The 25,024-nt window shown below is 30.5% G+C and carries 21 protein-coding genes; 14 read left to right on the top strand and 7 right to left on the bottom strand.

The genetic code is table 11. The annotated features are described in order from the left end of the window. Window positions 1-31 precede the first annotated feature (31 nt). Both ATE47_RS18905 and pruA read right to left on the bottom strand, forming a co-directional pair. Window positions 32-256 (bottom strand): cytochrome C551, encoded by a 225-nt coding sequence (locus ATE47_RS18905; protein ID WP_082632565.1) that lies wholly within the window; start codon window positions 254-256, stop codon window positions 32-34. 238 nt (window positions 257-494) lie between these two features. Continuing rightward, window positions 495-2,120 carry an L-glutamate gamma-semialdehyde dehydrogenase gene (pruA, locus tag ATE47_RS09935; protein ID WP_062161823.1) on the bottom strand — a complete coding sequence of 542 codons (1,626 nt, stop codon included), beginning with the start codon at window positions 2,118-2,120 and terminating at the stop codon, window positions 495-497. A 129-nt stretch (window positions 2,121-2,249) separates the two neighbouring features. On the opposite strand from pruA, the gene ATE47_RS09930 reads away from it, so the two are divergent. Continuing rightward, window positions 2,250-2,759 carry a hypothetical protein gene (locus ATE47_RS09930; protein WP_062161822.1) on the top strand — a complete coding sequence of 170 codons (510 nt, stop codon included), beginning with the start codon at window positions 2,250-2,252 and terminating at the stop codon, window positions 2,757-2,759. Between the two features lie 12 nt (window positions 2,760-2,771). Here ATE47_RS09930 and ATE47_RS09925 read toward each other — a convergent pair whose 3' ends face one another. Both ATE47_RS09925 and ATE47_RS09920 read right to left on the bottom strand, forming a co-directional pair. Further along, window positions 2,772-3,875, bottom strand: coding sequence for a DNA topoisomerase IB (locus ATE47_RS09925; protein ID WP_062161821.1), 1,104 nt, complete (start codon window positions 3,873-3,875; stop codon window positions 2,772-2,774). A gap of 208 nt (window positions 3,876-4,083) precedes the next feature. Beyond that, window positions 4,084-4,521, bottom strand: a complete 438-nt coding sequence (locus ATE47_RS09920; RefSeq protein WP_062161820.1) for a DUF6526 family protein — start codon at window positions 4,519-4,521, stop codon at window positions 4,084-4,086. A gap of 314 nt (window positions 4,522-4,835) precedes the next feature. On the opposite strand from ATE47_RS09920, the gene ATE47_RS09915 reads away from it, so the two are divergent. From ATE47_RS09915 to ATE47_RS09905, 3 genes are all read left to right on the top strand, one after another. Next, window positions 4,836-6,605, top strand: a complete 1,770-nt coding sequence (locus tag ATE47_RS09915) for an aminopeptidase P family protein (RefSeq protein WP_062161819.1) — start codon at window positions 4,836-4,838, stop codon at window positions 6,603-6,605. A gap of 809 nt (window positions 6,606-7,414) precedes the next feature. Beyond that, window positions 7,415-8,800 carry a tRNA uridine-5-carboxymethylaminomethyl(34) synthesis GTPase MnmE gene (gene mnmE, locus ATE47_RS09910; RefSeq protein ID WP_062161818.1) on the top strand — a complete coding sequence of 462 codons (1,386 nt, stop codon included), beginning with the start codon at window positions 7,415-7,417 and terminating at the stop codon, window positions 8,798-8,800. A gap of 260 nt (window positions 8,801-9,060) precedes the next feature. Further along, on the top strand, window positions 9,061-9,399 hold the full coding sequence (locus ATE47_RS09905) for a hypothetical protein (RefSeq protein ID WP_062161817.1): 339 nt from the start codon (window positions 9,061-9,063) through the stop codon (window positions 9,397-9,399). On the opposite strand, the gene ATE47_RS09900 is transcribed toward ATE47_RS09905, so the two are convergent. Next, a complete protein-coding gene (locus ATE47_RS09900; RefSeq protein ID WP_062161816.1) occupies window positions 9,392-9,784 on the bottom strand; it encodes a hypothetical protein in 393 nt (130 codons plus the stop codon). The two genes, ATE47_RS09905 and ATE47_RS09900, sit on opposite strands and share 8 nt — an antisense overlap. A 135-nt stretch (window positions 9,785-9,919) precedes the next feature. Beyond that, window positions 9,920-10,759: a helix-turn-helix domain-containing protein gene (locus ATE47_RS09895; protein ID WP_062161815.1), complete on the bottom strand. Its 840-nt coding sequence runs from the start codon at window positions 10,757-10,759 to the stop codon at window positions 9,920-9,922. A gap of 868 nt (window positions 10,760-11,627) precedes the next feature. On the opposite strand from ATE47_RS09895, the gene ATE47_RS09890 reads away from it, so the two are divergent. The 10 genes from ATE47_RS09890 to ATE47_RS09845 all read left to right on the top strand — a co-directional run bounded on the left by ATE47_RS09890 (window position 11,628) and on the right by ATE47_RS09845 (window position 24,487). Continuing rightward, a complete protein-coding gene (locus tag ATE47_RS09890) occupies window positions 11,628-12,752 on the top strand; it encodes a site-specific integrase (protein WP_228376260.1) in 1,125 nt (374 codons plus the stop codon). Window positions 12,753-12,854: 102 nt separating this feature from the next. Continuing rightward, a complete protein-coding gene (locus ATE47_RS09885; RefSeq protein ID WP_185097082.1) occupies window positions 12,855-13,124 on the top strand; it encodes a helix-turn-helix domain-containing protein in 270 nt (89 codons plus the stop codon). Window positions 13,125-13,683: 559 nt separating this feature from the next. Next, window positions 13,684-15,069 (top strand): hypothetical protein, encoded by a 1,386-nt coding sequence (locus ATE47_RS09880; protein WP_062161812.1) that lies wholly within the window; start codon window positions 13,684-13,686, stop codon window positions 15,067-15,069. 175 nt (window positions 15,070-15,244) lie between these two features. After that, on the top strand, window positions 15,245-15,502 hold the full coding sequence (locus tag ATE47_RS09875; protein WP_062161811.1) for a hypothetical protein: 258 nt from the start codon (window positions 15,245-15,247) through the stop codon (window positions 15,500-15,502). Window positions 15,503-15,589: 87 nt separating this feature from the next. After that, window positions 15,590-16,879, top strand: a complete 1,290-nt coding sequence (locus ATE47_RS09870) for an ABC-three component system protein (RefSeq protein ID WP_062161810.1) — start codon at window positions 15,590-15,592, stop codon at window positions 16,877-16,879. Next, window positions 16,860-17,579 carry a hypothetical protein gene (locus tag ATE47_RS09865; RefSeq protein WP_062161809.1) on the top strand — a complete coding sequence of 240 codons (720 nt, stop codon included), beginning with the start codon at window positions 16,860-16,862 and terminating at the stop codon, window positions 17,577-17,579. The genes ATE47_RS09870 and ATE47_RS09865 overlap by 20 nt, the downstream gene beginning before the upstream one ends. Beyond that, a complete protein-coding gene (locus ATE47_RS09860) occupies window positions 17,569-19,899 on the top strand; it encodes an AAA family ATPase (RefSeq protein WP_062161808.1) in 2,331 nt (776 codons plus the stop codon). Before ATE47_RS09865 ends, ATE47_RS09860 begins: the two co-directional genes overlap by 11 nt. Before the next feature lie 47 nt (window positions 19,900-19,946). Beyond that, window positions 19,947-22,577, top strand: coding sequence for a KAP family P-loop NTPase fold protein (locus tag ATE47_RS09855; RefSeq protein WP_062161807.1), 2,631 nt, complete (start codon window positions 19,947-19,949; stop codon window positions 22,575-22,577). A 402-nt stretch (window positions 22,578-22,979) separates the two neighbouring features. Then, complete coding sequence (locus tag ATE47_RS09850; protein WP_062161806.1) at window positions 22,980-23,549, top strand: Crp/Fnr family transcriptional regulator; 570 nt, start codon at window positions 22,980-22,982, stop codon at window positions 23,547-23,549. A 77-nt stretch (window positions 23,550-23,626) separates the two neighbouring features. Continuing rightward, window positions 23,627-24,487, top strand: coding sequence for an SDR family oxidoreductase (locus ATE47_RS09845; RefSeq protein WP_062161805.1), 861 nt, complete (start codon window positions 23,627-23,629; stop codon window positions 24,485-24,487). Between the two features lie 203 nt (window positions 24,488-24,690). On the opposite strand, the gene ATE47_RS09840 is transcribed toward ATE47_RS09845, so the two are convergent. Further along, the gene (locus ATE47_RS09840) at window positions 24,691-24,969 is read right to left on the bottom strand and encodes a hypothetical protein (RefSeq protein ID WP_150114813.1); all 279 of its coding nucleotides are present in this window, start codon (window positions 24,967-24,969) and stop codon (window positions 24,691-24,693) included. Between the last annotated feature and the right edge of the window lie 55 nt (window positions 24,970-25,024).

Raw genomic sequence — 25,024 nt, 5'->3', positions numbered from 1 at the left:
TGGATTTTCCATTTTAAGTTAAACGTTATATTTACTTAACAGGTGTTGTGGTTGCAGAATCCACTCTAGTCCTGACAGTGTCAGGAGTTGTCGTTGTTGTAGTCATGGTATCTGTCGTTGTAGGCGATACACTTTGTGTAGTTGTATTGTCTACTGCTGTCGAATCTGTACTACTTTTAGACATTGAGGATTCTTTTGTTCCGCAACTTACCGTGAATATTCCTAAACCAACGGCAATTATCAAAAACTTTTTCATAATAATATTTTGTTTTGGTGTATAAGAATAAAATCAATTATTATTCCGAATAAGGGTTAATAATTATTAAAGTATCAGCTAATTAGCTTAAAATTTTGTTAAGAAATAACATTTGAGATTAAGATTAAGTTAAGGCTGGCCTTTCAGATAAAATTCAGAATTAACAATTAAAATAAAAGCCCCGAAACCGAAATTCCGAGGCTGTATCAATCATTTATCAATGATCAATTATCATTTATTATCCCAGATACGGATACTTATAATCTTTTGGAGAAACAAAGGTTTCCTTGATGCTTCTTACAGACGTCCATCTCAGTAAGTTCATTTTAGAACCTGCCTTATCATTGGTTCCGGAAGCTCTACCACCACCGAAAGGCTGCTGACCAACAACTGCACCTGTCGGCTTGTCATTGATGTAAAAGTTTCCTGAAGCGTTTTCTAATGCTTTGAAAGCTTCATTGATCGCATAACGATCTTGTGCAAAAACAGAACCCGTCAATGAATAAGGAGAAGTAGAATCTACCAATTTCAAAGTTTCTTTCCAGTCCTGATCTTCGTAAACATATACAGATAAGATCGGCCCGAAAATTTCTTCTACCATGCTTTCATAATGAGGATTTGTTGTTTCGATAACAGTTGGATGTACAAACCATCCTTTAGAATCATCACATTTTCCGCCAATTGCAACCTCTGCTTCACCTGATGCATTAGCTCTGTCGATATATCCTTTACATTTTTCGAAAGAATTTTTATCGATTACAGCATTTACAAAGTTTGAAGGATCTTCAGGAGAACCAATTTTAATTGAATTAAGCTGAGTTTCCATTACTTTTTTCACATCAGCCCAAAGAGATTTCGGAACGTAAGCTCTTGAAGCCGCAGAACATTTTTGTCCCTGATATTCAAAAGCACCTCTTACCAAAGCGGTTGCCACAGCTTCTACGTTTGCAGAAGGATGAGCAATGACGAAGTCTTTACCACCGGTTTCACCAACGATTCTTGGATATGTTCTGTAGTTATGAATATTATCACCGATCATTTTCCACATTCCCTGGAAAACCTTTGTAGAACCTGTAAAATGAAGTCCTGCAAAATCCCTGTGTGCTAAAACTTTCTCAGCAGTTTCTTTTCCGTCCGTGAAAATCATATTGATAACACCTGCAGGAAGCCCAGCTTCTGTTAAAACATCCATGATCACTTTTGCAGAATAGATTTGCTTATCAGATGGCTTCCAAACCACTACATTTCCAAGCATTGCCATACAAGTAGGCAAGTTTCCTGAAATCGCTGTAAAGTTGAACGGAGTTACCGCAAAACAAAATCCTTCCAATGGTCTGTATTCTACACGATTCCAGATTCCTGAATCAGAAACTGGCTGCTCAGAATACATTTCCGTCATGAATTCTACATTGAATCTCAAGAAATCAATAAATTCACAAGCTGCATCAATTTCAGCCTGATGAACGTTCTTAGACTGTCCGATCATGGTAGCCGCGTTGATTACATCTCTATAAGGTCCCGCTAAAAGATCAGCTGCTTTTAAGAAAATCGCTGCACGATGTTCCCAGCCAAGCTCGTTCCATTCTTTTTTAGCCGCCAATGCCGCGTTGATAGCATCATCTACATGCTGCATGGTGCCTTTATGATAAAACCCGAAATCATGAGCATGATCCTGAGGCGACTGAAGCTGAACCGTATCACCAGTTTTTACTTCTTTACCATTGATAACCATGGGAATTTCTATCTTTTCAGCCCACATTTTCTTGTATTGAGCGATAAGGCTTTTTACTTCCGGAGTTCCCGGTGCATAAGAGTTTACCGGTTCGTTTACTGCAAATGGTACTTGCGAAATTGCTTTTGACATATTATGTTGTATTGTATTATTTTAATTTAAATGAATACAAATTTACAACAATTAATTTGGACAAAAAATCGATAGAGGCTATTTGCATTTTAGAATGCTTATATTTGATACATACTAAACTTAGAAAAAATGAAAAAGATATTTTTAGTCTTTTTGTTGTTATCACAAACCATTTTTGCACAACATAAAAAGAAAGTGGTGAAAGAAATTCCTTTAGCTCCACAAATCGAAGCATATAAAATTCCTGAAGATCAATTGTTGAATGGGACTTTAAAAGGCTCAAAATGGTATTTCGATCTAAAAAGTTATGAAGAAAAAGAGCTTTTTTTAGATAAAGACAAAACGAAACCTGATGTTTTATACTTTGTTGATGCTAACAAATTTCAGATGAATATCAATCAGAAGAATTGTAAAAGTTTAATAAAAGGCACCTATCAAATCATGAAAATGAATGATGGAAGTACAACTGTACAAAAGGGACATCAACCTTTTAAAATTACATCACCATATCAAAAATGTATTGCAAAATTATCCGGATTTTTATCAGGAGCGCTTGATATTTCTCTTAACGAAACCGGAGAAGTTATGGATATAAAAGAAGGTGAGTCTGAGCCTGCCATAACTCTTCCTGGGTTTTAATTCACATCAAAACTACATTTTCTCGTTTTCCAAAATTTTCAATACCAGTTTTTCTTCCTGAGTAAGGCCTGCTTTGCCATCATTTTCCTCTATTTTTTCTAATTCATCAAGATATTTTTTGATAGAATTATTTTCATAGAGATTAATAACTAAAGGATGCACGTAATATTTTCTGCAGACCGTGCTGGTATTTCCGAGATGGGAAGCAACAATTTCCAGTGCTTCTTTTACCTTTTTCTTATATTCCGTATGGGTTTCCGCATAGCCGATTTCTTTAAAAGCGATTAAAGCACTTACCGTTCCGGACCACGTCCTGAAATCTTTGGCCGTAAAATCTTCCCCGCTTATTTCCTTAATATATTCATTCACCATCCCGGAATCTACCGAATGACGGTTCCCTTCATCATCATAATATTGGAAAAGCTCTTTTCCGGGAATATCCTTACATTTTTGCACCAGTCTGGACAGTCTTTTACTTTTAAGATCAATATCATGCATGATTCCTTTTTTACCTTTAAAATGAAAAGTAATTTTCTGTCCGTTGATTTTTACATGCTTATCCTTTAAAGTGGTTAATCCAAAAGAACCGTACAATTTTTCGTAAGCGTTATTTCCGATTCTGATATTGGTTCTTTGCATTAAACTGACAATTAAGGCTAAAATTTTTCTCTTTTCGAAATTTCTTAAGGCAAGATCTTGTTCTATCTGAAGCCGGATATTGGGAAGTGCATACCCGAACTGAAGCATTCTGTAGAATTTTGTGTGATTTCTCAAAGCACTCCATAGAGGATGATACCGGTACTGTTTTCTTTTTTTAAGGTCAAATCCTGTGGCCTGAAGATGTCCATTATCCAAAGCGCATATCCATACGTTTTCCCAAGCCGGCGGAATGACCAGTTTGTTGATTCTTGCGATCTCGTCTTTGTCTTTGATTTTTTTGCCGTCTTTGTAATAAGAATACTTTTTTCCGGTTTTCTTACGAGTGATACCGGCCGTTTCTGCATCGGAGGTATAAATAAGATGTACCGCCTTTGCAGAAGCCTCCGGATCTTTCATAATCTTGACAATCTTTGAAGGTTTCAGATGGGAAATAATTTCTAAGTCTGAATTTTCCATAAAGATTTTTGGTTAAGAGTTCTTACCCCTTGAAAATAGCCATAAAATGATAGCTATTACGCCTACAACTAATATAATTCCCCACCACATCCCTGCTTGAAAGATTGTCTCTACTGCTTCACAACTCGTAAGTGTTAATAAACTTAATATCGTCACACTGAATAAGCTCCATTTTTTCATAATAATTATTTTTTAGGTGTTTATTATTCTAAATTCTCTGATGGTCGCTTCGCCAGTTTTTGATGGATTTTTTTATTTCATTCCCTGAAATATCTTCATGAAGTGCTTTGTACAACAATTCCTTGAATTCATCATCGTAAGCGAACCTCAACGCTGCAATCTGGTCAAATCTCAGTTTCTCTTCAGCTTCATCAGACCTCTGACCGAAAATTTCAAAATACCTTTGCTTAAATTCAAGTCTTACCAAACGGTTTTGAAGTCCCAAAGCATAATGCTGTCTGACCATAATTGACAAATATAAAAGCAGAAAAATAACAATTGAAAATAAAATCCAAATCAGTTGGTTCTGTTCATCATTAAAGATTTTCCAGATTCCGAGAACTTCCAGCACTATTAATAATGGAAGATAAATAAAATGATGCGGAGGATAAAATTTCCTGTGATTTTTATAATTCTGGCTTTCCATATAGTATAATATAGCAAGAACCTTTCCAATTTGTTAAATTTTTAATAATAATTGATCTTTGTGGTATTTAATTATTGCTGTTTTCCGTTAAATACTTAAAATTTTTCAATATTTATAATAGAAGGAGGTATATACTAAACAAATGATAATCATCCGTTTGTCATCCTGAAATATGGTATTTTTACTTTAAAACCATCTTTAAAAATACTTCGGAGAATTAAATATTATTTAAATATTCAAATTTTAAAAACAACAAGAAAATACGCCTTCAAATCTCAAAAATTCGTAACTTCCCGTCTCTAAAATATTAAAAAATGACTTCAAAGGAAAAAGTAGCTGCGCTTCGTGAAGAAATGCAGAAAAATAATGTTGATGCCTTTATAGTATATTCTGCCGATCCGCACATGAGTGAATATCTGCCCGAAGAATGGCAGGAAAGATCTTGGCTGTCGGGTTTTTTAGGTTCTGCAGGTTTTGTGGTTATTACTAAAGATAAAGCCGGACTTTGGACGGATGGAAGATATTACACCCAGGCTGCAACCGAACTGGACGGCTCAGGAATTGACCTTTTCAAAGACGGACTGGAAGATACTCCCAACTATATCGACTGGATCATTTCCGAAATTCCTGCAAACGGAAAAGTAGCGGTAAATGCGCTGGCAACTTCTCATGCCAATTGGGAACTTTTGACTCAAAAATTAAATTCAAAAAATATTACACTGGTTGACCTTCCTCTTTTAAAGGAAATTTGGAAAGACAGAGGAGCACCTTCAAAAAATCCAATCTTCGTGCATCCTGTGGAAAGAGCAGGAAAATCCGTAGCAGAAAAAATTGCGGCGATCCGTCAGAAAATGGAAGACCAGGAAGCAACCGTTCATATCATTTCAAGTCTGGATGATGTGGCATGGACATTGAATTTAAGAGGAAGCGATGTAGAAAGTAATCCTGTATTTTTAGGATATATTGTTATTACTAAAAACGATGCAATTCTTTTCACGGATCTTGAAAAAATGCAGGTAGAATCCAGAAAACAAATGGATGAGGCCTGGGTAAAAATGAAACCTTACGAAGAGTTTTATAATTGCCTGAAAGAATATAAAAACGAAAAAGTATTAGTTTCTCCAAACAGCAACCAATCTATTTTTGAAGCTTTAAAATCTGAAAATCAGTTTATTAAAGCTGCTGTTCCGGGCAATTTAATGAAAGCCCAGAAAAATGAAACCGAACTGGAAGGTTTTAGAAAAGTAATGGTAAGGGATGGCGTTGCAATGGTGAAATTCCTGTATTGGCTCACTCACAGTGCCGGAAAAGAAGCCATGAACGAATATTCCATCGGTGAAAAACTGAGAAACTTCCGTGCTGAAGGTGAGAATTTTGTAGGCGAAAGCTTCAACAGCATCATTGGATATAAAGGAAATGGAGCCGTAATTCACTACTCCGCAAAAAGCGAAGGAAGCAAGGAAGTTACCAATGACGGCAGTATTTTGGTAGATTCAGGAGGTCAGTATCTTGAAGGAACGACGGACATTACAAGAACATTGGCTTTGGGAGCGGTTTCGGAAGAGTTCAAAGTAAATTCCACTTTGGTTTTACAGGGGATGATCCGTTTATCAATGGTAAAATTCCCGAAAGGAACGCGGGGAGTACAGCTGGACGTTCTAGCAAGGCTTCCGCTGTGGATGAACGGGAAAGATTACAACCACGGAACAGGCCACGGTGTGGGAAGTTTCATGAATGTACATGAAGGTCCGCAAAATATCAGAAAAGATATGAACCCGCAGGAACTTTTGGTTGGAATGGTTTGCTCAAACGAGCCGGGCTATTATGTCGAAGGAGAATACGGAATCCGTCACGAAAACCTTATTGCTGTAAAAGAAGCGGAAACAACAGTTTCAGGTACTTTTTATGAGTTTGAAACACTGACGTATTGCCCTTTCTTTAAAGATACGATTGTAAAAAATATCCTTTCGGAAGAAGAAATAGCATGGCTAAACAATTATCATAAAACCTGCGAAGAAAAGATCGCTCCGTATCTGGAAGGAGAGGTTAAAGACTGGTTTATGGAGTTGGTAAGCCCACTATAAAGTGAATAATTAAAGGTTAATGTCAATTTTTATTATTGAGCAAAAACCTTGAAATTTTAAATAAAGTAAAAGCCTCGTGATGAAAGTTACGAGGCTTTTTTTATTTTATACAACCGTATTTTCACGGATAAAGTTCCAGGGATTCCCCTGAATGGTTAATATATGAGGCGATCTATCTTTGTGTCAACAAAAAGACATCATTTCATATCTTTATATACATTTAGTAAATTCAAAAGCGGTAAAATCACTTCATTTCTGAGGTGATTTTATTTTTTTTGAAGCTTTTTCCTGCTATCCACTCATACTCCTCACGCCAACGCTTTCCAACTCCTTTTCCCTACAGCTCTCCAACACATGTTCCGGGGTAACCGTTTCTATCAGGGCTAGGACGGCAGGACTAGTGGCTTCGGTGCCTCAGCCACCATTGAAACGACAGCCTTTCATCAAATGACCAAATTTGCTGCATGGAAATTCCCCTCCTCTGAAGGGGTGGCGAAAATTCGTAAGAATTTTTGACGGGGTGGCCTGAGACGGATAAATGCAGCCAGTTTATAAAACTTCCCCTAGATTCCTATGGAATGACAAACAGATGCTAAACTTTGAATAAAGACCGACAGTGATTGGTGGCTGAGGCACTCGAAGCCACCACCCCTGAAACCCTAGCCCCGATTGCAACGACATCCTTTTTTGCGATGGCAAAAGAGGCGGGGAAAAAGATATAGTGGAAAGCGGGAAACAGCTCCCAATAAAAATCACGACAATAGAAAAACGGTATGGTTCTTTGCCATTAAAAACCGTAAATTTGCAGCATGAATAACGATACCATTTGTGCGCTGGCTACGGCCAATGGGGTAGGAGCTTTGGGGATAATCCGGGTTTCCGGAAATGAAGCTTTGCCGATAGTTCAGAAGAGTTTTCCGGGAAAAAACCTGGAAAAGCAGAAATCACATACCATTCATTACGGATATTTCATGGATGGCGAAGAAGCGATTGATGAGGTAATGCTTTCGATTTTTCTGGCTCCGAAAAGCTTTACGACGGAAAATTCTGTTGAAATTGCTTTTCACGGTTCGCCACACATTGGAAAACGTATTCTTGAGACCTTAATAAAAAATGGCGCAAGAATGGCAAAGGCAGGAGAATTTACACTTCGTGCTTTTATTAACGGAAGAATTGACCTCTCCCAGGCTGAGGCCATTGCTGATGTGATTGCGTCTGAAAATGAAGCTTCGAGAAAAGTGGCTATCAGTCAGCTGAAAGGAGGAATCACCAATGAGATTTCATTGTTAAGAACAGATTTGCTGAATTTTGTATCGTTAATAGAGCTGGAACTGGATTTTGCTGAAGAAGATGTAGAATTTGCAGACAGAACAGCATTGAATCAACTGCTGAATAAAATCGAATTAAAATTAAATTCCCTGATCGAAAGTTTCCAGTACGGAAATGCAATCAAAAACGGAACCGCCGTTGCCATTATCGGGAAACCGAATGCCGGGAAATCGACTCTTCTGAATGCTTTATTAAAGGAAGAAAGGGCGATTGTAAGCAATATTGCAGGAACGACGAGGGATACGATAGAGGAGATCTTACATATTAAAGGTCATGCTTTCCGCCTGATTGATACAGCAGGATTGCGCGAAACGATGGATGAAATTGAAGCCATCGGGGTGAAAAAAGCCAAAGAAAAAGTGGAAAATGCCAATATTCTTGTTTATCTGGCCGATGCGGGGACCAAAGATTTTTCCGAAGATATTGAAATGATAAAATCGTTATTAAGAGAGGATTTGAAGCTGATTATCTGTGCCACGAAAATTGACGAAGTTATCCCTACTCAATATGAAAAAGCGGAAGAGATTTTCCGAAGTGAAATTGCACAAGATTTTGATTTTATAAAAATTTCAGCTGTTGAAAACCAAAATATTCAGGATCTGAAAAATGAACTGTCATCTTATGTTGAACAGTTAAAAGCCGCTGAAAATAATGTGGTCATTACCAATCAGCGCCATTTCGAAGCGTTGCAAAAGTCTTTGGATGCTGTGAATAAGGTGAAAGAAGCGATTACTTTCCAGATTTCTACTGAACTTTTAGCTTATGAATTAAGAAATGCCCTTGAACATCTCGGAGAAATTTCCGGTGAGGTGACCAATGATGAAGTGTTGGGGAATATTTTTTCTAAGTTTTGTATCGGGAAGTAATCTTTAAATTCAAACCACCATAATTCTACTTGAAAAGTGTGATTAACAAAGGATCTTCTGTGTTTCAATAGATAACTTTATTTACTCTTATTTACCATTTTTTTGTTACTAATTGTGATACTAAGTTTTCCAAAAATGGATTTTCTAAGGATTTTATGTTACTACAATTTGTAAACCCTTATTAATAAAGGGAAATTATTTTCTTATTTTTTTTATATAGATATATTATTGATATTTAGTGTAGTAATTAAAAATCAATAATGAGTTATCTAACTATTAAAACAAAATGTGTGGTATGTAATGAAGAATTTACAGCAAAAAGTAGTAAAGGTATCTATTGTTCTAAAAAATGTTTTAAAAGGAATTACAGACGATTACAAAAACTTAATTCTATCATTATTCCAAAGGTAAAACAAATCATTACTAAAGATGATTTACAAAATAAGAATTATCTCTCTGTAAAGGAATCCGTTATCTACTTTGAAATTTCCGAAGTAACATTAAGAAGAAAAATCAAAGAAAATAATCTAAATTATGTATGTATTAAAAATCGGTTTTTATTTTTAAAAAAGGATTTAAATAAGATTTTAACTACTTAAAATCTTTGTATTTTTCATAATTTTCAGGATTACCCCAAAAATCAAAAAGTATATCCCTTTGTTTTTCGTAAAACACCTTGGGATTCATGTAATCGTAAAATAAATGTTTTCTTTTTAAAATATTATAAAATCCTTTGGATGGTAGGTGAGTTTCATGTGGGTAATCTTTTTTTGACAATACGATTACAGTTAAATATGGACGATTGCATTTAATTTCATAGTTTAATATTGCAGATAATTCTCCTCTAAATTTATCATAATCTTCCTGTATATTAAAATCATAATTCAATCCTAATTTTATATTTAATTCATTATAGAATATCGTCTTATTATTTCTAGCTAAATCAATTAAAAATTCTCTAATACCTTTTACTTTTCGAGTCATAAAATTTCAAAATTCCTTTTTATTACATTCAAAAATCAGTTCTTTATTCAAAGATAATAAAAACTACATTTTAAAAATTTGAATATTGTAGAACATTGTTTAAAACTAATTTAGTAGATTTTGTAATATTCAATTTTAGAAGTTTTCCTCCTCTTCATCATCAAAATTTTCATCATCGTAGTAATCATAATCCTCCTCCTCCTCCTCCTCATAATTATATTTTTCTCTCTTTTTATTGATGTTCAAATCGGAATATTTTTGTAATCCTCCCAAAGGTTCAATTTTATATTCATCTTCTTGATTATTGAATATTTTTTCAGTAATTCCCTGTGTATCTTCCTTTTCAATATTTTTAATAGTTTCATCGAAGAAATCCACATCACTTAAATCTTTTGTTCTCATTATTCTATACTTAACTCCCGTACGTGGATCAAATTTTATTTGATATTCTATTAATGATTCACCACGTAATTCGTTAGTCCAGTTGGTAATCGTATCTTTAGATACATTAAACCTTAATTTAGCAGTTATCCTTTGTTGATAATACCCATCTTTATTTTCACTAAATGAATTAACATCTCCCCAAAAGAGTTTGGCTCCTTCTGTTAAATTAGGATGGTTGTAGATTTCAAAAGGTAAAATCAGTTTTCTACTGTCGGTTTTACCTTTAATCAATGGTAGTTTTACTGTTTTTAGTTTTTCGGATATTAGAATATATTTTCTATTATCAGTTGAATCTTTTTCCAAATATCCTTTTTCAATCAACGATTTTCTGTTTTTACTAATTGTATTTTGATGTAGATTCAGTAATTTTCCTACCCATTTATTACTTAGGTAGGTGTAACCTTTTTTACTGTTATACGAATAATCCAAGGCTAAAAGTAGTTTTTCACTTATAGATAATTCTTTGTTTGTATAGATTTCAGGGGGAACAGTTATATTGATTTCTCTTTTTTTATTGTCGATTTCTTCCATAATTTAAATAATTATTTTAAATTTGATTTTTAACCATTGTAATTAAACTACTATATTTAACCAGTACAATCAAAATATAAAATCACTTTTTTTCATTTTGCTTATTACTTAATTTCATTTTTATTATTACAAAATTTCATTTCAAAGATTAACTGATTTCATTTTCAATATTACGAAAATTCGGCGTATAATTAGATATAAATTAATAATAGAATTAAAGATTAAAATAAAAAGATAATAGAACAACTAAAGTTGTTTTTTCATTTTTGAAGTTACAGATTCTTTTTCCTTGAAAATTCGTTATTAATCATAGTTTATGAATATCCTTTGAATACTACCATAGTAGTAATAATTTAACTACTACTAACTATTGTAATATCCTCTACTACTAAAAATATCCTCTGTAAAATAACTAAAACTACTTTTATCCTTTGAAATTAAAATGAAAATTGAATTACCATAAGTCTCTACTACTCTTATTACCCAACTAATAACAGTAGTAGAGACTTATACTAATTAATAATTTGAAAAAATAATAGTAAGATTTTCCTTTGAATCAAAAAACAGAATGTTGTACATCGTAAAATTTTGTTTTGGTAGTAATTATCGTTTGAAGATAAAAAGTTGATGTAACTTAAAAAAAATGATGTTACATTAAATTATCCTGTTGGAAATCTTATTGAATTTTTATAGAATCAATTATGTTGATATTTTTATTATACAATTAAGATAAAAAGTAACTTTTGAATACAAAAAGTAATTTTAGGTTTGTTCATCAGGGATTTCTGTTGTTTTGTGTTACTAATTAGGGGGAATGTTACACCATAATTAGTAACACGAAAAAGAGAAAACGATGAAAGTTTACTTAATGAAAAGAAAAGGACAGATTTCCAAGAAGAATGTAGAAAAAGGGAAATCCCGAATGAATAGTTTGTATTTGATGTATTACGATGAGGATACTAAACAAAGAAGTAGGGAATGGTTAAGTCTTTATTTATATGATAAACCAAAGAATTTTTTAGAAAAGGAACATAATAAAGAAACCGAATTGTTAGCTGAAGCTATTAAAGCTCAAAAGGTTTTAGATTTCCAAAATAAAAAGAATGGTTTTGTGAGTAGTGTAAGTGGGAAAATTGGTTTCTTGGAATATTTTAAATCGTTGGTAGTTAAGAAATACGAAAGTAATGGTAATTATGGAAATTGGTATAGTACACACAAACATTTAAAAAACTTTTTGAAAGGAAAAGATATACAGATTTCTAAGGTAGATGAATTGTTTTTGGAGAATTTTAAAATATATTTATTGACTTCCAAAATATCCAATAGAAATGGAATGCTATCACAAAATTCTGCTTTATCCTACTTTAATAAAGTAAGAACCGCTTTGAAAGAGGCGTATTATAATAAGATGATTGTAGAGAATCCTACCAATAGAGTAAAAGGGATAAAAGAAAAGGAAACCGACCGACAGTATTTAACTTTTGAAGAATTACAAAAATTGGTTAAAACAGATTGTGATTATCCTACAATGAAAGATGCGTTTATTTTTAGTTGTTTAACGGGGTTAAGGTTTTCTGATGTTAAATCTTTACAATGGAAGAATATTTATTATGATAAGGAGAATGGATATTTAATAAAGTTTATTCAACAGAAAACTAAAGGAGTGGAATATCTACCAATAAACGAACAGGCTGTGGATATTTTAGGAGAAAGAAAAAATGATGATGATTTAATTTTTGAAAATCTGGTTTATAGTGCATACCACAACAAAATATTAAGAAAATGGGTAGAAAATGCTGGAATTGAAAAACATATAACCTACCATAGTTCACGACATACCTTTGCTACATTACATTTAACAATGAACACCGATATTTACACTGTAAGTAAACTTTTGGGACATCGATATTTGAAAACTACGGAGATATACGCAAAGGTTATTGATAAAAAGAAGATAGAAGCGGTTACCAAAATTCCAAAATTGGATTTATAGACTGTAAAAATCGTTGAATAGTACCAAAGTTTCATAATTACCATTGAATTATGAAATGTAATCGAAGAATCGAAATTGATTAACATTTTAAATTGAATGGTTATGAGTGTACAAAATATTTCCGTTGAGGAAACGATAAACCTTGTGAAAACAAGAGGTTTCGCCAATACTGTAGAAGCGTCGTTATATTTGAGTTTGAGTATTCATTATGTAAGAAAATTAGCGAGAGAGAAAGAAATTCCTTCCTCTAAACCAAATGGAAAATGTATGTATTTTAAAGTAGAAGATTTAGATAATTTCATTATGAATAATAAAAGATTATCAAACGAAAAAATAATGGAGAAAGCCACTAAATATCTATTTAAAGGATAACGAAGAAAATGGTGCTTTGGTAGATATTTTTGTATAGCACAATTTTTAACAAAGTAGATAGATTTTAAATCACTTTTGGTGTCAAATATCCAAATTGAAATTAAAAACGTTTTTTGAACGGAGAATACGGGTTAAATCAAATATTATCTCCTTTTGAGATGAGATAACTCAAATAAATATACAAACAATAGTAAAACAAACACAACATAAAAAAGTTGTATAAAATAATCAAAATATGTAGTTTTACTGGAAATAAAACAGTTAATAAAAAATATAAGAATAAAAAACAATTAGAAATTAATTAAAATAACGATATACCGCATTTAGCGAAACTATTTTCTGTCCTTGAAAAGTCGAAATTTATAGGTAACACAGAAAGAGTTTAGCAAATGCTCAGGTTAAGGCTTGAGCGTTGCTTTACTTTGTGTTACAGGGCTTCGACTCCCTCAAGGACAGGTAAAGACAAACGTCTCAAGCCTGTTTTTTTGTTTTCATACATCATTACGGGTTTCCATAAGGAATATTGAAGAATGAATTATAATATTAACCCAAATAAATTATGAAAACAAAATTAGGATTGATAGGTTTATTAATGATTTTTAACATTTTTATTGTTAATGGACAAACTTTAAGCAAAGAAGTTAGAAATGATTTCTGTATTAATGCGAAGTATAATTATTTTTATGGAGCAAATAGTTTCTTTGGATTGATGAATCTTACTTTGAAAAGAATTGGAATTAGTGATCCTTATAAAATGGATGAAGCAGTAAAAAATATTTGTAATAATGAATCATTACAAAATTCTTTTTTTGAAAGTGTTCACAATATTAGCAGAGGTTTGGATAAACAACAATATTTGAGTATGGGAATGAAATATAGTAACGTGGAAAAACTGACTGACTATATAATTTCGAAGAACAACTTAAAAAAACAAATTGATTTACCAAAAAATCCTGTATTTGAAGATGATTTAGTGAACGAATCTAATGTTATAAATAAGAAACAGTTACTACAATCCATATATCCTAAATCAATACTTCTTAATGATAGTACAGTTTTAAGAAAAGAAATCTTTGATGCAATAGGAGGTAGAGATAAAGAAATTGAATTTAAAACGACCATAGCAAAAGAGTACTCTTATACTGATGAAAAAAAAGAGGAAGACAGGGTTAAAATAATTTTGTATTCCACCAATGAAAAAGAAATAGTATTCTTTGATATTCTTATTATGTTGGATTTAGGAGAAAAAGGTTATCAAAGTATTGAAAATATGAGTTTTCTACACAGAAGACTATATCTCGATAAATCTAAAAGAAACATTAATGAATTTAAAACCGTAAAAGAAAACGGAAGAACATTTTTTGTTATAAACTACACAGATGAAAACAATAAAAGAAAATCCGATTTCTATACAATTGATTTAAAACTCATAAAAACTTTGATGAAAAATGAAGATGTAAAGACGGATTCAAATTCATCAAAAAGAAGTGAAACAAAAGAGTTTCCAGTATTTACTTACAACAAATTAATAGATAAATATGACTATGAAGACGGTGAAAGTATGTCTTCACAAATAGTGAAAGAATATGAGTTTTTATATGGTGTTGTAAAAAAAGTAATAAATAATAACGGAGATAATAATTACAAAATTCACATAATTAAAACTACTAAAGAATTTGATGATTTACACAGTGATATGCCTTCTTTTGTAAACAAAGATATTATAGTTAATTTAGAACCAGATGATTTGTATAATAAAAGTGGAAAGATAAAGGATGGATGGAAAGGAAGATTTGATTTAAGTTTCGATGATTACAAAAAACTAAAGAGTTTATTGGTGGAAGGAAGAAAAATTAAATTTTCTTATGTTGAAGGGGGAGCTGGTTCACTTGGAACCGCTACTTCTGGATTATTCTTTTTTAATTATATTGAAGAGATAGATTAAAAATTATATTGATTCTAAATGTAGAACATCTCCTAAAGTTAGTTATAAAATAAATATGTGTTTGTTAATTATCAGTGAAAAATAACGTTGTAGAATTTATTGATTTTATGATAATTATTGAAAGTCTTCTTTTGAAAAGAGGACTTTTTTAGTTAATTTTGGTAAAATTCAAAATATGACTATTAAACACTATTATGATGATTTAAAATCTTCTGACGATTTAATGAGTAGTAACTTACATCATAAGCTATCATCCGTATTAAGATATATAATTCCTTTGGTTAAAGATCCGGAACAAAAGAAGGAGTTAAATGACTTCTATAAAAAATGTGAAGAGTTTCCTTTTGCTAATAAAGGTAGTGAAGAATATATTGTAGTAAGTAGACTATCTTATGAAGTTTTGGAATATATAGAAGAAAATTTATTAAATTAATTATTTCTACGGAAAACCGTAATATTTATTTTAGTAATTAAGTTATAATTGTGATAAGTATATTTTTTTGATTTTAAAAACTATTTAATGAGTACAGATGCTACACCCAGTTGGTCTGGTTACATATTTCAAGGGGAAGTAGCTTTATGTAAGGCTATTGAAACTATAACTGCGTTAGGAGAAAATATTCCTGATAATTATTATTTAAAATTGGAACAGGATGAAGATTTTTCTTTAAAAACAAATTCTATTGAAGTTTTCCAAGTTAAGGCTTATTTAAGCAAAGATTCTGATAAAATAAGTAAGTATAAAGGTGTAATTGAAGAGTTAATTAATAAATATTACTACTCAAAAACAGTTGAAGTAGATCCCAATGATGGAAGAAAAAGAATAAAAACTTATTCTGATAAAGTTAGAAAAAAACCGATAAAATGTAGTTTAATTACCGATAAAAAAATAGTTGATTACCCCACAAATTTATCCACTTTTGATGATAGATTTAAGTTAGATACAAATTATTTTGATTCGGTACAAGGGATATATACTTTAGATAGCATCAATAGCAGACTTAAAGATGCAATTAGAAATTATCTAAATAATCCTAATTTAGTTGATCAGGATTTAGAGGATAAAGTTAGTTATTGTAGTAAAAAAATTTGTGACATAGTAAAAAAAAGACACTCTACTAAAGAAAAAGAATCAATCCCACTAAATACAATAAAAAAATGGATTGAAGATTCCTCTGTTTCTTTTACGGAAGAAATTTGTTGGTATGAGATTACTAAAATATTTTTAAATTCTATCGCAGATGGCATAGATGATTATGATTTAACTGATGGAGAAGAATTAGAAATTTATAACAAAATACAACAAAGTTTGTTTGAATTTGAGAATCTCAGTAATGTTGATATAGTAAATCTTTTAAAATTATATTTATCTCCACATAAAAAATTAGATAATAATAATTTAAGAAATTCCTACGGAAGTTTTATTGATGATATTACTGTTAGAAATATTATACTAAAAGGAATAAAAAAGATTAAGATTAGTCCTATATTTAAAAAGTTACAATATATAAAAACTATTGAAGGGAAGGTAAATCGTTATCAATTATTAATACATAATGAAGAATTTGATAATGATACCGCAGGTAAGAAAAAATTTCAAAAACATTGCGAAATGATATATCAAAATCCTTATACAAAAGATATCGACTACTTTGTTACAAAAGGTTTAAATAAAGAAAAAGATGAAGTTAAATCAAGATTGTTAGAAATTAAAGATATAGGTGATGATTTGGTTGATGATTCAAACTATTTTGGTTTTAAAACAATTGATATATCAATAAATGAATTAAATGATGAAAACAATAATTAGTAAAATAATTGAAGAAAGTGATTTAAAGACAATCTCAGTGAATGCAAATGTTGATTTTACTTATTATGATGATGGAAAAGATGATTTTTTCTTATTTCTGTTTTACAATCAAAATGAGCTGATAGAACTAAATAATAATGAAGTTGTAGATTTAGAATATACTATAAATAGAATCATTGTTGATTTAAAAAATAATGAGAATATCTCTAAATTTAAAGAAAGGAATATTGATCATAATTTATCTCTTATTCTTTTATTGGAGTTAGAAGAAGATGATAATATTGAGTTACGGAGAGAGTTAAATAAAGTTGAAGAGAACAGCTTGAACGCAAAAAAATATGTATTCCCGTATTTCAAAAACGATATTGAAAACTTACTACAGAAAATTGATGAAAAAAGTAACGTTGTAAATCTACTAAATGAAATAGCTGTAGATAATAGTAATTTACTAGATAAAGTTGATGAAAGATGGTATAAAACTTTAATGGGTTTCTTTATAAAAATTCCGTTTTTGAATTATCAATCAACAGAAGATAATCAATCATTAGAAAATTTATCATTAACAATTGAGGAGTCATTATCTTATAGAGAAAAACAACTTTTATCTGTAATAAGTGAGAATAATTTTGATAGTTTTTCAAATATCGAAGATTTTATAACTCAATTTAATTTAACTATTGAAACTAACGATGAAATATAGAATTTCAGAATTAAAAATTAAAAACTTTAAATGTTTTACTGATGTAAACTTTGATTTTGGTGGTGATAATTTAGTTGTATTTGATGGTCCAAATGGATATGGAAAAACGACTTCATTTGAAGCTCTTGAAATTCTATTAACTAAAGCTCCGCGAAAGATAGGTAAAGCAAAGTTAGATAAAAGATATACTTACGAAAATAGCCCAATACATAAATTTGAGGATAAGGAGATAGAGATTTCAGTACAATTAGTATCTTCTGATAGTAATCATATCAAAGTAAAAAGAGTTTTTCCAGCTGCAACCAATGGAAAGTCAAAGAAAAATAATATAAGTCAGATATATTCTGATTCTAAATTATTTATCAATGATGAGGAAGTTAGCTCGGAAAGTAGTTTAGAAGATGTTTTAGATTACAAAAATGTATACAACTTATTTAATGTATTAAACTATGTTGAACAGGATGAGAATACATATTTTTTAAAAGAAGATCCAAAAGAAAGGTATAAAGCATTAGTATCTCTTTTAGGAGGTGATGAAGAAAGGATATTATTAGAAAAAGTTGAAAGTTTTCATTTAAAACTGAAACTAAAAGTCGAACAAATTCAATCTTCGATTAATGATTTAAAACAGAATAATTCAGATTTATTAAAAAATCAGTTTGACGAAATTTCTTATAAAAAACTAATTGATAATAGTCTGAATGATTTTGTGTGGGATAATGAAGTTATTAAAAATACTGATATTAATCTTCATAATTCATATTTGAACGAAATAAATAAAATTGAGAACCTATTTAATAATAGACAAATTGTTGGAGAAATAGTTTTATTAGATAAAATAAATAAATATAGAAACGATATTGTTTTTATAGATTCATTTATTAATAGTTATTGGAGTGTACAGAACTATAATATTTTAGAGGATGAGAATAATAGAAAAAACAATAATAAAAAAACTATTGAAACTAATAATAAAATTCTTCAGTATATAGATAGTAATGATTATAATCAATTATTAAGTGGAGAAAATATTTTGTTTTTATCTGAAAAGGAGAAAATAAAAAATGAAGTGGAGGTTTTTAAGGTTAGTTTAAAACTACTTTTAACATTACGTGAGAGTTTATCACTTCAGAATCAAATATTATCTGACTTAAAGGATAAAAGAGAATCTTTGATTATTTTAAATAGAAACCATAAAGATTTTATCGATTTAAAAGAGGGAGAATGTCCTGTTTGCGGATATGATTGGCAAAGTAATGAGAAATTGATACAACAGATAGAAGAAACAGAATCAAAAATATTTAAACAATATAATGAAGATAACTCTAAGTTTGAAAAACAGAAAGAGGATTTGAATAAAAGATATTTAGAAAGTTTTAAAACGTTCATTATTGAAGAGAATGAATCTTTAGAAACCGAATTATCAAAATTAGTAGATTTTGATTTTTTCTCACGTTTAAAGGATCTTTATACCTCTTACAAAAGTCGTTTTGAAACTTTTTTATCATTGTTTAATGAGGAAGTGAGGAAACAAATAAATTCAATGGTTAATTTAAGGAACATTGAAAACAAAAATTTGATTAAAAACAATATTTTAGAGTTAATAGATAAAGAAAAACCCGTAGTTGAAACTGATTTAAGCTTTGATGAAATTATTACGGATTTTAATCTTTATTTCAATAACGATGCGGAAAAGCTGAATAAGTTATCTTTAGAAGAAATAAAACAAAAAAGAAATTATATTGAATACCAATATTTTAATTCTGTAAATGTGGGTATTAATAATTTAGAAGAAAGAAAACTAAAATTATATGGATTACAACAGGAATATGACGAAGTAAGAAAAAAGTTAGATGAAAAAATTAAGAATTATACAAAAAGTATCATTGAAAAAATTAGTATTCCTTTTTACATCTATACAGGAAAAATATTACAAAATCATAGTTTAGGCTCAGGGTTAGTAATAGATTTTGAAATGAAAAGAGGAGATTCTCAAATTTATATAAGACCAACACATAGAGATCAAGAGGTAACTTATACATTAAGTTCAGGACAATTGTCTGCAACAGTTATATCATTGATGTTGGTATTAAATAAAGTATTTAATCATTCTAAATTTGGAACGTTATTAATTGATGATCCATTACAAACTTTAGATGAAATTAATTCACATTCACTGGTAGAGTTGTTAAAACATAATTTTTCAGAACAACAAATTATCATCTCTACTCACGAAGACAGATATTCAAAATTTATTCGATATAAATATGATAAATTTAATTTATATAGCAGAAGTATAAGGATGAAAGAAGTAATATAGAGTAAAATTGCAGTCTATTTTAATTTAAGAAATAACATTTGAGTTTAATGAAAGTAGAAAAATTTATCAAATCTGTATTTTTTTTCTTTTTAGGAGTGGTTTTATTAATTGTGTTTATTCCTTTAATAGAATCAACCTTTAATGAATTTATTGAGAAAACCAATTTAGGATTAATAGGGAGTTCGTTTTATTTAGATATTTTCTTAATATTAGTACTATGGTTGTATTTTTCAATAAATATTAATGAATGTAAAACAGAAACTCCTAACAAAAAAGTTACATTTTTTTTATTATTAATATTAGCGATTTATATTTACGAAAGATGGTTCAACCATAATTATGATTTTACAACTTTTAAATTTTACAATAAGTTGGCATATTTTGATATGATATTTATTGTATTAACGTTTATTGATTTAGGAAGATATATAAAATTTTTAGCTGTAAAAGAATCTAAAATAAAATTAGAAAACATATTAGAAGAAGATTCTCCGATTGAAGATAAAAATGATGATGAATTAGAAGGATTATTCTCTAAAACAGTGAATAAGATTAAGAATACTATTGAGAGAAATAGTTTTAAAACATCTTATACAATCGGAATTAATAGTGAATGGGGAGATGGTAAATCTACCATTTTAAACATTTTAAAAAATAGTTTAAAAAATGATGAAGACAAGATATTAATAGACTTTAATCCGTGGATGGGATTTGATAAAAAAGTATTAATTAAAGATTTTTTTAATTCTATCTCCGAAGTATTAACAGAAAATAGTATTTCCAACGACATAAATGAGTATTCTAAGGAATTAATTAATGAAATTGACAATCCTATAATAAAGTTTATAAAATCGATAATTTACAAAGAAAAATCGCTTGAAACACATTTCAATGATATTAATAGTAAAATAAAACTGTTAAATAAAAAAATAGTAATTTTTGTTGATGATGTTGATAGATTAGATAATGAAGAAATTTTTCAACTATTAAAATTAATAAGAAATACTGCTAATTTTAGTAATACTTTTTTTGTAATTGCTTATGATAGAGATTACGTAATTAACAGTATAAGTAGTATTAATGATTATTCTGCTATTAATTATTTAGATAAAATAATTAATACGGAAATTACTTTACCATATTTTGATAGAAGTATTTTAAAAGAAATATTTAGAAGAAAATTGATAGATAAAATAGGAGTAAAATATGCTGAAAAAATTGATTATACGTTAAATGTAGAAATGGATAATCCCAATTTATTTAGCAATGCTGAAAATATATCAAATGACTTTACAGATTGGATTTCAAATATTAGACAAATTAAAAAGTTAACTAATTCTATTTGTATAAATTTTAACGGGTTATTTGATGAGATCAATTTTACAGATTTAATTTACATTGAATTGTTAAAACTTAAATATCCAACAATTTATAGATTGATTTATACACAAAAAAATAAAATTTTTAAAGAAGTTAAGGGAGAGCTATATATTTTAAGGATAAATGAAAAAAGTACTTTAGATGTTATTGTAGAAAAGGATATACAGAAAATAAATAAATTTGAAAGAGATGACACTATTGATAAAACAGTTTTTGGAGAGTTATTAATAGAATATTGTGAACAGTCGAAAATATCTGATTTAGAAAGAAGTAAAATATATAATCTATTTTTAAATTTATTTTCTATATATAATGATAGTGGAATAATGTTTACTAACATTGGTGGTAAGAAAGATGAACAATTATCCATTAGTTATTCATCTAAATTTGAAAGATATTTTGCGCAATCTATATTTAGAGGGAATATATCAGAGAAAGAATTTAATGAGTTTTTAAATTCCAATGATGAAGAAAGAAATAATGTAATTTATAAGTGGATTAATGAGAGAAAAGAAAAAGATTTAGTTTTTCGTTTATTGACTATTAAAGAATATGAAAATAAACATCAGTATGAATCTGTACTTAAAACTATTTTAAAAATAGAGAATATGGATTCAAAGACTAAAAAAGACATGAAAATAGGATTTGACGTTAATAATTTTAGAAGTAAGATACAATTTTTTAGTGGAGATGAAAGTATAGAAAGTTTATATGTTTCAGAAGAAAAATTTAAACAGTTTATTAAAAGCTTATTTACTAAAGCTAATTATCCATTTATATTTGAATCAGATGTATTGTCGATGATCCGTAAAAGTCGTTTTTCAGAAGCTAAATTTGCATTAACTAATGAAGAAATGAATGAAATTCTAAAAGGATATTTTTTAAATTATTTAGATTCAAAAGAGGAGTTTGATAATCACTTTTGGAGAATGTATAATAGTTGTAAAAAAATAAATAATGTGGATAGTAAAAATATATTTGTTGTAGATGAGGAGGTAAAGAAAAAAATTATTGAAAAGTTAAAAATAGATAAGAACTGTTATTTCCTTATGAAGTCACTTATTGACAAAATAATGAGTGCTGATATAGCTTCAATTAGAATAGAAACTATTAATGATATTTTTGATAATACAGATAATTTTGAAAATCTAATATTAAGTACAATAGATGAAAACACAGATGATTTTAGGAGTGAGTTTAAAAAATTCTATACATTAGTGAAAAACAATAATTGGGAGGAGATTTCCTTTGAATTTAAGAACTTTAAGTTTGAAGAAATATACTATACAAAACAATAGATTTTTACTAATTGGGATACTAATTCCGTAAAACATCACTAAATATGGTGTGAAATACTTTCTGTATCGGGAAATAATATACTTTCTTTAATTTTATTTTTTATTTTTTGACTATCAGATGATTAAATTATTTTAGCTTTTCTTTAACTAGATCTGAAAATTAATCTAAGAGGATATATGATAAGCCAAATGACGTAGGAAATATAAACCTAATTGCTAAATCGACGGTCATGCAATTGGTCTATTGTGTTTTGTTCCATTCTGTTCATATGTGAGCATGTATGATCTGCCTTCGGATCAATATTTTGTTCGGAAAGAAAATTATAAATTGAACAACTTAACTAATCCTATTTTTTACCATATGGTAATTTGGTGCTTTGCGCCATAGATTATCTTTACGTAATGGAAGCGATGATAAATCTTATCCTGCAATTTGGTGACCTGAACAAACAGCAGATCGAATTTTTAGTGAGCAAGGTTGAAATGCTCGAACTCAAAAAACATGATTACCTGTCGGAAGCCGGAAAGGTTCCCCGTTATGTGGCGTTCGTGCTGGAAGGCGTGTTTCGTTTTTGTTATTATAACAACAAGAGTGAAGAGATTACCAATTATTTTGTGGACGAAGGCAATTTTGTAGTCGATAACGAAAAGTTCGAATCACAGATCGCGGCCTCGGAATATGTGCAGGCTGTTACCGACTGCAAAGTACTTGTTTTTAATAAAAAGGATTGGGATGAAATTTCTAACACCATTGTTGGCTGGGAAATGATGAAGGCAAAGATGGTCAAAAAATGCCTTACGCTGGCCATGGAGCGGCGCAGCCCACTGGTTTCAGAAGATGCCACGACGCGTTACCTGTCGTTCATCAAAGCTTTTCCCAACCTCATCAACCGTATCCCGCTTTCCTACGTGGCCTCTTACCTGGGAGTCACCCAGCAGTCGTTAAGTCGTATACGCCGTAGTATCCATTAAAGGTATTTTTTACCATTTGGTAAATGTTTTTGTGTCACTATTTTCAATATTTGCATATTCATTAAATAATAATAAAGATGAGCAAAAAAATTGTACTGATAACCGGAACAAATAGTGGTTTTGGCTGGCTTACCGCCCACAGCGTAGCTGCCTTAGGGAACAAAGTATACGCCACGATGCGCAACACCCAGGGCCGTAATGCCGATAAAGCAGCTGCTCTTGCGGCAGTGGAGAACGTGACCGTTTTAGATGTTACTCTGACCGACGATGAGAGTGTGAAGCAGGCCGTTGACACCATTTTGGAAAAAGAAGGCACTATTGATGTGCTGGTGAACAATGCCGGTTATGGGATGACCGGTGTAGCCGAGAGCTTTACTACGGCCGATGTGCACACCACCTTTGATATCAACGTTTATGCCCCTTGGCGACTAATGAAACAGGTGTTACCTACCATGCGAAAACAGGCTGATGGGCTTATCATTAACGTAACCAGTGGCTTTGGGCGGGTATCGTTCCCTTTCGCCACCATGTATGCAGCCTCCAAATTTGCACTGGAAGGAATAAGTGAAGGTCTGCATTACGAGGTAAAGCGCTTAGGCATTGACGTGGCTATTGTAGAGCCGGGCGCTTTCCCTACCGAAATGCAGCAAAAGAACAACCCTGCATCTGATCAGGGAGTATTTGATGGATATAGCGCCATTGCCGATATTCCCAACAAAATGGTAACCGCATTGGGTGGAGAGATGCAGGCCAAGAACCCTAACCCGCAGGATGTTGCCGACACCATTGTAAAACTGATCGGTACCCCAAAAGGCACCCGACCGCTACGCACCGTAGTTGATCCCATAACAGGCCAATACATAGAAGCCGCCAATCAGGCTGTAGCCGAACAGTTTGCGAAAGGGCTGACGGTATTCGGGATGGGTGAGTTATTGTAAGACAAGATTAAACTATAACTTAAGCGTATTTTTGAGAAATCAATAATTTTAATTGAGTAAGAAACCCATAGTTTATTAATTTTATAATACACTAAGAATTTAGCAAGATTAACAGTAAAAACCTCCTAATTTTAGGAGGTTTAATGGGAACAAAAGTTTGTTTTGTAACGAACTGTGTTTTTAGAATCGTTAATGTGTATGATTTATCGTTGACCAGTATCTGGTATCCACCCTATTTCCAATGAAGGAAGAAGTTTTAAAAGCCAGTAATCTCCGGATCCTGCCGCATAATTGGTATCGGTTACACTAAAGTTGTTGGAAGATGCGGAATCACTTAACAATATGAATCCTCCGTCAGATTCCTGTAAGATATAAGAACCTGTGGACCCATTATTGCCTGTGGCTTTATGCCCGACTGCTTGTAGAATAAAAATTATGGATATATCATAATTATTTGTTGTTGACGTTTGCTTTTCCAGCATTTTGTAAGCTCTAATTTTGATTTGTGCTCCTTTAAAGCAGAAGATTTTGTATAAA

Source organism: Chryseobacterium sp. IHB B 17019 (assembly GCF_001456155.1).
In the GTDB taxonomy this organism is placed as follows: Bacteria; Bacteroidota; Bacteroidia; order Flavobacteriales; family Weeksellaceae; genus Chryseobacterium.
The sequence above is the reverse complement of the archived record's forward strand: the minus strand, read 5'-3'. Positions and strand labels throughout refer to the sequence as shown.

Excerpts from the sequence above, each read along its gene's own strand:
- ATE47_RS09850 (WP_062161806.1), top strand. The coding sequence starts at position 22,980 with ATGGAAGCGATGATAAATCTTATCCTGCAATTTGGTGACCTGAACAAA.
- ATE47_RS09920 (WP_062161820.1), bottom strand. The coding sequence starts at position 4,521 with ATGGAAAGCCAGAATTATAAAAATCACAGGAAATTTTATCCTCCGCAT.
- ATE47_RS09885 (WP_185097082.1), top strand. The coding sequence starts at position 12,855 with ATGAGTGTACAAAATATTTCCGTTGAGGAAACGATAAACCTTGTGAAA.
- ATE47_RS09905 (WP_062161817.1), top strand. The coding sequence starts at position 9,061 with ATGAGTTATCTAACTATTAAAACAAAATGTGTGGTATGTAATGAAGAA.
- ATE47_RS09880 (WP_062161812.1), top strand. The coding sequence starts at position 13,684 with ATGAAAACAAAATTAGGATTGATAGGTTTATTAATGATTTTTAACATT.
- ATE47_RS09915 (WP_062161819.1), top strand. The coding sequence starts at position 4,836 with ATGACTTCAAAGGAAAAAGTAGCTGCGCTTCGTGAAGAAATGCAGAAA.
- ATE47_RS09870 (WP_062161810.1), top strand. The coding sequence starts at position 15,590 with ATGAGTACAGATGCTACACCCAGTTGGTCTGGTTACATATTTCAAGGG.
- ATE47_RS09895 (WP_062161815.1), bottom strand. The coding sequence starts at position 10,759 with ATGGAAGAAATCGACAATAAAAAAAGAGAAATCAATATAACTGTTCCC.
- pruA (WP_062161823.1), bottom strand. The coding sequence starts at position 2,120 with ATGTCAAAAGCAATTTCGCAAGTACCATTTGCAGTAAACGAACCGGTA.
- ATE47_RS09855 (WP_062161807.1), top strand. The coding sequence starts at position 19,947 with ATGAAAGTAGAAAAATTTATCAAATCTGTATTTTTTTTCTTTTTAGGA.
- ATE47_RS09840 (WP_150114813.1), bottom strand. The coding sequence starts at position 24,969 with ATGCTGGAAAAGCAAACGTCAACAACAAATAATTATGATATATCCATA.
- mnmE (WP_062161818.1), top strand. The coding sequence starts at position 7,415 with ATGAATAACGATACCATTTGTGCGCTGGCTACGGCCAATGGGGTAGGA.
- ATE47_RS09900 (WP_062161816.1), bottom strand. The coding sequence starts at position 9,784 with ATGACTCGAAAAGTAAAAGGTATTAGAGAATTTTTAATTGATTTAGCT.
- ATE47_RS09875 (WP_062161811.1), top strand. The coding sequence starts at position 15,245 with ATGACTATTAAACACTATTATGATGATTTAAAATCTTCTGACGATTTA.
- ATE47_RS09865 (WP_062161809.1), top strand. The coding sequence starts at position 16,860 with ATGATGAAAACAATAATTAGTAAAATAATTGAAGAAAGTGATTTAAAG.
- ATE47_RS09890 (WP_228376260.1), top strand. The coding sequence starts at position 11,628 with ATGAAAAGAAAAGGACAGATTTCCAAGAAGAATGTAGAAAAAGGGAAA.
- ATE47_RS09930 (WP_062161822.1), top strand. The coding sequence starts at position 2,250 with ATGAAAAAGATATTTTTAGTCTTTTTGTTGTTATCACAAACCATTTTT.
- ATE47_RS09925 (WP_062161821.1), bottom strand. The coding sequence starts at position 3,875 with ATGGAAAATTCAGACTTAGAAATTATTTCCCATCTGAAACCTTCAAAG.
- ATE47_RS18905 (WP_082632565.1), bottom strand. The coding sequence starts at position 256 with ATGAAAAAGTTTTTGATAATTGCCGTTGGTTTAGGAATATTCACGGTA.
- ATE47_RS09860 (WP_062161808.1), top strand. The coding sequence starts at position 17,569 with ATGAAATATAGAATTTCAGAATTAAAAATTAAAAACTTTAAATGTTTT.
- ATE47_RS09845 (WP_062161805.1), top strand. The coding sequence starts at position 23,627 with ATGAGCAAAAAAATTGTACTGATAACCGGAACAAATAGTGGTTTTGGC.